The 7,444-nt window shown below is 66.6% G+C and carries 11 protein-coding genes; 5 read left to right on the top strand and 6 right to left on the bottom strand.

Annotation, left to right across the window (positions count from 1 at the left end):
• The first annotated feature begins 109 nt into the window (after positions 1 to 109).
• Both OXS27_RS31075 and OXS27_RS31080 read left to right on the top strand, forming a co-directional pair.
• Positions 110 to 490 carry a hypothetical protein gene (locus tag OXS27_RS31075; protein WP_267361523.1) on the top strand — a complete coding sequence of 127 codons (381 nt, stop codon included), beginning with the start codon at positions 110 to 112 and terminating at the stop codon, positions 488 to 490.
• A gap of 1,163 nt (positions 491 to 1,653) precedes the next feature.
• Complete coding sequence (locus OXS27_RS31080) at positions 1,654 to 1,899, top strand: hypothetical protein (RefSeq protein WP_243920319.1); 246 nt, start codon at positions 1,654 to 1,656, stop codon at positions 1,897 to 1,899.
• 310 nt (positions 1,900 to 2,209) lie between these two features.
• On the opposite strand, the gene OXS27_RS31085 is transcribed toward OXS27_RS31080, so the two are convergent.
• The 3 genes from OXS27_RS31085 to OXS27_RS31095 all read right to left on the bottom strand — a co-directional run bounded on the left by OXS27_RS31085 (position 2,210) and on the right by OXS27_RS31095 (position 3,491).
• Positions 2,210 to 2,467, bottom strand: a complete 258-nt coding sequence (locus OXS27_RS31085) for a hypothetical protein (protein WP_243920320.1) — start codon at positions 2,465 to 2,467, stop codon at positions 2,210 to 2,212.
• A gap of 496 nt (positions 2,468 to 2,963) precedes the next feature.
• Positions 2,964 to 3,122 carry a hypothetical protein gene (locus OXS27_RS31090; RefSeq protein WP_267361524.1) on the bottom strand — a complete coding sequence of 53 codons (159 nt, stop codon included), beginning with the start codon at positions 3,120 to 3,122 and terminating at the stop codon, positions 2,964 to 2,966.
• A gap of 93 nt (positions 3,123 to 3,215) precedes the next feature.
• Positions 3,216 to 3,491 carry a GNAT family N-acetyltransferase gene (locus OXS27_RS31095; protein WP_267361525.1) on the bottom strand — a complete coding sequence of 92 codons (276 nt, stop codon included), beginning with the start codon at positions 3,489 to 3,491 and terminating at the stop codon, positions 3,216 to 3,218.
• A 984-nt stretch (positions 3,492 to 4,475) separates the two neighbouring features.
• On the opposite strand from OXS27_RS31095, the gene OXS27_RS31100 reads away from it, so the two are divergent.
• Positions 4,476 to 4,787 carry a hypothetical protein gene (locus OXS27_RS31100; RefSeq protein ID WP_267361526.1) on the top strand — a complete coding sequence of 104 codons (312 nt, stop codon included), beginning with the start codon at positions 4,476 to 4,478 and terminating at the stop codon, positions 4,785 to 4,787.
• A gap of 329 nt (positions 4,788 to 5,116) precedes the next feature.
• Here OXS27_RS31100 and OXS27_RS31105 read toward each other — a convergent pair whose 3' ends face one another.
• Positions 5,117 to 5,326, bottom strand: coding sequence for a hypothetical protein (locus OXS27_RS31105; protein ID WP_243920324.1), 210 nt, complete (start codon positions 5,324 to 5,326; stop codon positions 5,117 to 5,119).
• Positions 5,327 to 5,593: 267 nt separating this feature from the next.
• On the bottom strand, positions 5,594 to 5,836 hold the full coding sequence (locus OXS27_RS31110) for a hypothetical protein (RefSeq protein WP_267361527.1): 243 nt from the start codon (positions 5,834 to 5,836) through the stop codon (positions 5,594 to 5,596).
• A gap of 363 nt (positions 5,837 to 6,199) precedes the next feature.
• On the opposite strand from OXS27_RS31110, the gene OXS27_RS31115 reads away from it, so the two are divergent.
• Positions 6,200 to 6,436 carry a hypothetical protein gene (locus tag OXS27_RS31115; RefSeq protein ID WP_243920327.1) on the top strand — a complete coding sequence of 79 codons (237 nt, stop codon included), beginning with the start codon at positions 6,200 to 6,202 and terminating at the stop codon, positions 6,434 to 6,436.
• A gap of 53 nt (positions 6,437 to 6,489) precedes the next feature.
• Complete coding sequence (locus tag OXS27_RS31120) at positions 6,490 to 6,678, top strand: hypothetical protein (protein WP_267361528.1); 189 nt, start codon at positions 6,490 to 6,492, stop codon at positions 6,676 to 6,678.
• A 106-nt stretch (positions 6,679 to 6,784) separates the two neighbouring features.
• Here the strand turns inward: OXS27_RS31120 and OXS27_RS31125 are convergent, their stop codons facing one another.
• Positions 6,785 to 7,081 carry a hypothetical protein gene (locus OXS27_RS31125; RefSeq protein WP_243920331.1) on the bottom strand — a complete coding sequence of 99 codons (297 nt, stop codon included), beginning with the start codon at positions 7,079 to 7,081 and terminating at the stop codon, positions 6,785 to 6,787.
• Positions 7,082 to 7,444: the final 363 nt, after the last annotated feature.

Consider the following 7,444-nt stretch of genomic DNA (forward strand, 5'->3'; position numbering starts at 1 on the left):
GGAGTTGTGTTTTGCAGCACACCGCGACGTGATGCATGAGGATTAACCCTGTCTGGCACCGTCGTCGCCGCCGTGACTGAGAGGGCGCAGGTGCTGGAGGGTCTCCACCATGTTGACTCGCGCCGTCGTCAGCCTCGCCGCTCCGGTCTTCCTCATCGCCGCATGGGCTGCCCCGTCACTGGCACAGCCTGCCGCCAATGGCGCGCCCAAGCTCCTCATTCACGGCAACTACTGTGGCCCGGGGAACAACGCCCCGCTGCCGCCGATCGACGCCCTCGACGCCGCCTGCGCGCGCCACGACGCGTGCTCACCGGATGTCGGCCTGCCGTCGAAGGCATGCAATCTCCGGCTGCAGCGTGAGGCGGAGGCCGTGGCCCGCGACCCGCGGCAGCCCGATGATCTGCGCTCCCTGGCGGGCTTCGTAGCCTCGTTCGCTTCCAGTGCGTCCAGCGCGGCTCCGTCGGTGCTTCCGGCAAAGTTGGCGCGGTAACGGGCGAACGCTTCGGTCTCCTGCCCCAGGCTGAGCTCCCTGTGTTCGAGCAGGTTGCTGAAACCGGAGCCTTGGGTATCTTCGCCGGGGGTACGGGCTTCGCGATGAGGCAAAGCGCTCTGCACGACGCACGACGATCATGCGACCTGCGTTGATCAGATGGCTCGCGGCGGCGCTTGCGGGCAGCGTCGGCACCGCGGCTGTCGCCCAAAAGGCGCGAACGCGGAGGCCGGCTCCGCGTCCAACGATCGAATCGCCGCAACTCGGCTACCCGCGTCTGCCGACCACGACGCTGCGGCCGCCTGATGACGGCATCATCCATTGGAACACGCCGAACAAGGACGGCAACCTCGGCGGTCCTGGGGCAGGCGGAAGTGGCGGCGGCGGTGGCTAGAGCGCACGCCGCCGAAGTGGACACCGTTTCGACGCCCGAGCGCGCGTCGCAGCAAAGGCTGAGAGCCGTGCGCGCTTGCAACGCGATCGGGCACGGCTCGAGACCTGTCGCCGCGAAAAAGCCCGCCGCGGCGGACCGGGCGGGCTGACGAGGGATCGAGGGAGAGCCTACCTCCCGCTCGGGGCGGCGTAGCTGCCGGTCGTCCCATTGCCGCCGCCGCTACCGGCCGGCGCGCCCGGGGTGGTGTTCCGGACGAAGCTGGCGCCTGGGTACTTCCGCTGCGTCCGCATCATGGAGCGGCGGTGCATATGGTGGCGCCTCATCCGAACGGTGGTGACCATGTCAGAAGGCGATGTGACAGCGGTTACTGGGCCAGCCGGCACGGCCGATGCGGGAAGCGCCAGGACGCTGAAACCGACCCCGGCCAAGGCTGCGAGAACTCGAAAACGCATGACGTTCCTCCGTGCCTCGGCGCAGATGGATCGCGTTGGCCCTCGGTGAAGCCGTGGAATACGCCGCGAGTTCATTGCTCCCGGTGGTCCGCGACTCAGCACCACGCCTCTGAACCGGTTGGCTCGCCGCAACGCTCCTCCGCCCTCGCTATTCGTCGCCCATGAGTCCGCGCCGCGTCGCGGAACAGGCTTGGCGGCTGAGATGGCGACCCGCGTCAGCGCGTTGGCGTGACGCAGGAACGGACCGTGTGACGACCGGTTGGCCCAACTCAGCACCAGGGTCGATCTTCCAGGCCCGCGACGTTTGGAGCGCTACCATGGCGAACGCCGGCAAACACGGAATGCACCCGGGCGCTCAGGGCAAAGGGTCTGGGTCTGGTGCGATGACCGAACTGCCAGAGGGCACCCTCGGTGAGAACGAGGTGTTGAGCAACCGCGACAAGTCTCAGCATGACGATGAGCGTGGCCTCGACGGCAAGGGCGTCCAGACCGACCAGTACCAGGATCATTCAGCCAATCGGCATGATGCCGACGGGGCTGCCGGAAAGCCGGAGCGGCCTTGAACCCCCGCTCGGGGTCATCCGTCCCCGCTGCAACACCCCGTGCTCGAACACCACGCCGGACGCGGAGGTCATCCAGCCCCCGCGCCCCGAAGCATCTGCTGTTCGCTGGGCCGCCCGCTCCGCTCGACCCCGATCGGCTCACAGAGCGGGGGTGGGGGGGCGTCCGACCTCATCGGCGATGAGCTGAACCGATACGCGATGCGGCGCATGAGGAAGGCGCCCGCTCGCATTCAGCGAGCGGGCGCCTTCCCGGGTATCTGGTGTCCCTGGCCGGGATGCGAGCACGAAAAACCCGCGACGGCGGAGCGGGTCAGAAGCCCCCGCGGCGCCCGTACCCGTAACCATGGCCGTATCCACGACCGTAGCCATGGCCATAGCCTCTTCCATATCCGCGCCCGTAGCCGTAGCCGCGCCCACGGAAGTGCGGACCCCCATAGCCGCGATGACCGTAACCGAAGCGGGGGCCACCGTAGCCATACTGAACGTCCTGCACCGCAGAAGCAGCCTCCGGAACGGCTCCGAGGCCGATCTGACCCGCCGCCGATGCCTGGGCGGGGACGAGAAACATGCTGGCTGCGAATAACCCAGCCGTCAGTGTGGGTATTTTGAACAAACGCTCTCTCCTCACGACGGCCGCAGATCTGCGGCGATCACGCAGGCCAACGGGACGGGCACGCACACTGTTCCCCATCGCCTGTTGGCCTTCGCCATCCGCCGCCCGTGATTCTGCGCCACGCTGCGGAAGGGTGTGCGGGTGACGGTCGTGATCCACGATCGTCGGATCGTTTGGACAAGAAGAGCGCCTGCGGCGAATGGACCGGCGGCATTCGCCGCGGGATCAGACGCTTGGTTGCGGTCTTCTCCACAGCATGAACCGCTTCGCACTCATCAGCATCTTTGCCGCCCTGTTCGCCGGGATCCTGGCCATTGGTGGGACCTGGACTTACGTCACAAGCATAAGCCCGGCCGTCGGTCCGGACACGAGTTCGACGCCCAACCCGACGGCCCAGCGGAAGCAGCCCTAAGGCATCGTGAGGGCCTTGGATGGCCCTCAGCCACCGCTATCAGGTCGGCTGCACCTCGGTCTCCTTGACCTCGGGATCGTCCTCTTCCGGGACGGTCGTATCGGGTTTTGGCGATGGCTCGATCTCGTCGAGGCGTGAAGGGTCTTCGATCAACACACCAGGATCTTCTCCCGGCATCGGCGTGTCGGCGTGGGTCATGGTGTGCGCCTCCGTTCTCTGGAGGCTACGTCCCACGATCCATGGTGTTCCCCGACGGGCCGCCGCCATCCTCGACACGGCGTCGGGCGCCTCTCAGGCGAGCAGATCGCCATGTGCGCCATGCCCGTGCAGCCAAGCCCGGGCGTAGCCGCAGAGCGGTATGATCTGGTCACCGCCTGACCGGGCGTGGGCCGCTACCCCTTCCATGAGCCGATCGGCTGCCCCCGTGCCGCGCAGCATCGGCGGAGCGTAGACGTAGGTGATGACGAGCCGTGCTGGTTCGCGACGGTAGCGCGCAAACGCGATCTGATCGCCGACCTGCAGTTCGAACCGGCACTGCGCGACGTTGTCGCGGATCGGATCGGTCATTCTCGTCCTCAAGCTTCGCTCAGAGGTGCGGCGTGACCGAGCGCTCGAGACCGAGGGGCGGTCCCTCGGCCGCGGCGTGCGTCCGCTCGCCATCAAAAGTCACGTGGGGATGCCGACGATCTGATGTGAGGGGACGAGGCTGATGTGGGCCGGATCCCGTGACAACGTGGTTCGGCCCTGTGCCGTTCGGCGTCTGAGCCGGAGCGACGATGGCCATGTAGCACTTAGGTTTTCCCGCGGCAGCGCAATGACTACTGAGGGCTGCATCACGCGTGCAACCTACAAAAGCTCCTTAAAATCGCGTCGCTCAGAAGTTGTGATACCTGACATATCTATGCCGTGCTGGGTATGGATGAGCGGGGGTTGCCGGTGACGGGATCTGTTTCTTGCGGTCGCGGCGTCGATCTCATTGCCCACACGCTGACCCGCTCGGCATAGGGCTGGCCCGCAGGTCACGCTTTGCGCGCGTCCGTTCAAGGCAATCCGCAGCTTGGCGGTGATCGCCTCGATAGGCGTCATCGCTGACCCTCCGCAGAAGGGTTCCGCAGCGCAGCGTGACTCACCGCACCGCACGCGTCCGAGCGATCCGGCATCATCATTGCAGATCGTTTCCCCGGGCCTCTCAGCAGGCCCGCCGCATGATGACAGGAGTGCGCAACATGGTCCTCAAGGGCTTCTCCTACGCGATGATCGGCGCCTTCGCGGGCGGCATCGCCATGACGATTGCCGGTTCGGCCGGTGTGCTGATGGGCCTGTAAGGGCTTCGGACGACGGGCGGCTTCAGCGACCGCTGAGATCGGCGAGCAGAGGAGCGGCGGGGTGTCAGTCCCGCCGTTTTCGCAGGCGCGGTCCGAGCGGGGGTGCGAACGGACAAGCCATCGGGTTGATGAACGCATGGACCAGAAGTAGTTCAGCCTCTTCGGATCACTCTCCCTGTCATGCGGTCCGGCAAGTCCGCTCCGAAGGGTTCAAGAGGTCTGGATCATGATGCGCTTCAAGTTGCTCGGAATGGCCGCGGTCATAGCGGCAGGGCTCGCCACCGCTCCCGCCGCGAACGCAGCGCCGTTCGGGTACGGCCCGCCCGACGGCGGCGGGCTGATCGAGCGTGTGGCCGGTGGCTGCGGCCCAGGCTTCCATCCGAACCCGTGGGGGCATTGCCGTCCCAACGATCGGGGCTGGGGTTATGGCGGCCCGCGCGGCTATTACGGTGACAGGCCGGGCTATGGGTATGGCCGGGGCTACGACCGCGGTTACGGTGGTTATGACGGACCGCGCCGGTTCTACGGCGGCTACTGATCCGTGCGATCGACCGGGGCGTCAGGATTCCATCCTGGCAGCCCCACCCAGGGTCCCGGCGGTATCGCGGGGGCAGGATGCCGCCGTACCGGGCCAGTCCTCCCCAACGCCTGACGTAGTCCCGCTCCGGTCAACCGCTGGCCCTCGCCCCCGGATCGGGTGACGCCGCGGCCCCACAGAGCCGCCCGCCTTCGCAGCTCGCCGACGCGCGCAAGGGCGTGGCGATACAGCAGCAGAGGCAAGTCGGCCTGCAACGGGCCCAAGCCACGTTCGATTCTGGCCGGTTCTACAGCACGTTGGGGAATGCGGGGATCTGAGGCGGGCGCCCTTCAGGCCATCCGCGCCGGCCGGCCTCGCAGCCGCTCGGCCTCCTCGCGCCACGCATCGCGCTCGATCCGCATCGCCTCGACCAAAGCGTGCATGTTGCCGGCGTCGATGGCGGTTTCGACGAGCATGTCCTGCGCCGAGGCGAGTTGCTCGCGCAGCTCGGCATTCTCGGCCGCCAGCGCCAGGAGCAGAGCGGCCACCACATCGCTCATTCCTGCTCCCGCGCACCCAAGGCAGTGCGTTTAGCCGGGCTCAAGCTTGGCCGCAATCGCGTCCGATCATCGCGACTGCACCGGCGAGGCCGCACCGAGGCCGAGGGGTATCAGGCCCCGGTGCTGCTCTTCCGGCGCGCGGCCGGAGCCGATCGCTGACGGTATGGTGGGACGCAATGATTAACGGACCGTCTATTCAGCCTTCGGATGACGTCGAAATTCAAGTGCAGGCATTTCAGGTACGGGAGGCGGATGATCCGCTCCGCGTCAGGCTTGGATCGCGAGGTCCGATGGAAAGGAGACCTTGGCCAGAACGTTCCCGGTCTGATCCAGTACAACCACATGCCAGTGGAACGGGTCTGCCGCCCCCGCCGCATGTGCCGTGATGATGCGCTTCCAGACCTCCAAGGCTTCAATTCTTGCTGCGTCCAGATCGGGAAGGTCGATCCCGCTGTGATCGCGCGATACGTCCTCCCCATCGTGCAGGACGTCGAAAAAATAGCGTGGCATCTGCGTTCCTGGAAGGCTGAAGCACGCTGTTTATACAACGCTAGCGTGTGGATCTAGCGTTCACAGAAGCCTGATGTTCCTAATGAAAGAGTCATGCGGTCGATATTGGATCGCGTGCATGGTGGATCGTCTGAACGAGGACACGGCTATCGGCTGCAGGCCGCGCCGAAAAGTGTTGTTCGGCGCGCTCGCGTGGCCTCGCGCGCGGATCGAGGCCAGCCGGAAATCGGCCCCGGGCGTCGGGCTCCTGGGTCTGGCGATCGCCCGCAACCGGCAAATCGTGGCGGCACGGAAGGAATGCGCTCACCGTTGCGGACCTCCGACGCGACCGCTGCGTTGAGCGGCATGCACCCGGAGTTTCCCATGGCCCTCACCAATCCCACGCGCTTGGCCTTGACGGAAGCCGCTCTGGCGTCCGCCGATCGGCTCTGGCGTGATGAGATGCGCCGAAACTACGGGGCGGATGGCGTGCTGACCTACGGCTTTGCACCGGAAGCGCAGGGCGACCTCGGTACGCCGCTTCGCAGAACCTACGAGGCCCGCCGTGTCGCGGTCGCGCTGTGGCGTCATGAGCGGCATCGGGTAGCGCCTTCGCCGTGAGACGCACGTCAGACATCAGGGCACTAGTCTAAAACTTGATCCGAGGGCATGCGATGGCTGAGACTGACAAGCCCAAAGGCGAGAGCGTGATGCCGCCGACCGTGCGGATCGCGAACGTCAATGTTCCGGACCCCACGACGGACCCCACGACGGACCGCGCGCCTGAGAGCACGGATGTGGTGAAGGACGCCGAGAGCAAGCCGGACGACCCGGACAAGGCGGCCAAAGACGGTCTGGCTTGAGGTCGTAGACCCAGAGCGTGTCATCGCGGCGACCGAGGTCGTTGCCGCTGAGGCGCTGGAGCGGAGCCGCAGCCCCGCAGCAGGCATGCTGCGGGGCGCGTCGGTTTTACTTGCCGCTCGGGGCCGCACCGCTGCCGGTGGCACCGTTGCCGGTACCGCTCCCGGCCGGTGCGCCGGGCGTGCTGACGGGCGGACCGCCGCTGGTGCCGGGCCCCGTGCCCATCGTGCCCGTGCCCGACGCGCTACTCCCGCCCTCCATGCGCTTTTCGGAGTTGCTCTTCACGGAGCCCGGGTTGTTCATGTTGCCCTCGGCGCTGCCGCCACCGGCTGCGGTCTGGGCGATCGCACCGACGGTGAGCGAGAGCGTGATCGCTGTAGCCAGCGCGACTGTCTTGATCGACATGGACGTTCCTCCGGACAGATCGGATTGATCAGTCCAAGCTTGAACGTCATCGCTGTCGTTGTTGTTCGGCCACTCGTCAGGGTTGCGGTTACAAATCCTGCACCCGTCGCAGCCGAAGGGCCAAAACGCACCGATCGCGTCGTATCGAGCGCTCGGTTCGACGGATTTCGACAAAGAAACACCCCGGGAGCGGGGGCCCCCAGGGTGTCGCCGATTGCGCGGCCCGTGTGATCGAACTGGAAACGCGAAGGGCAGCCCATCGGCTGCTCTTCGACGGCGGTGAACGGTGGGGAGGACCAACGACCCCTCGCCCGCCGCCGTGTTCTCCCGGCAGGATGGCCGGGAGCAGCGCGACCGGATCTC

Origin of the sequence: Methylobacterium sp. GC_Met_3, assembly GCF_026540775.1 — a bacterium.
In the GTDB taxonomy this organism is placed as follows: Bacteria; Pseudomonadota; Alphaproteobacteria; order Rhizobiales; family Beijerinckiaceae; genus Methylobacterium.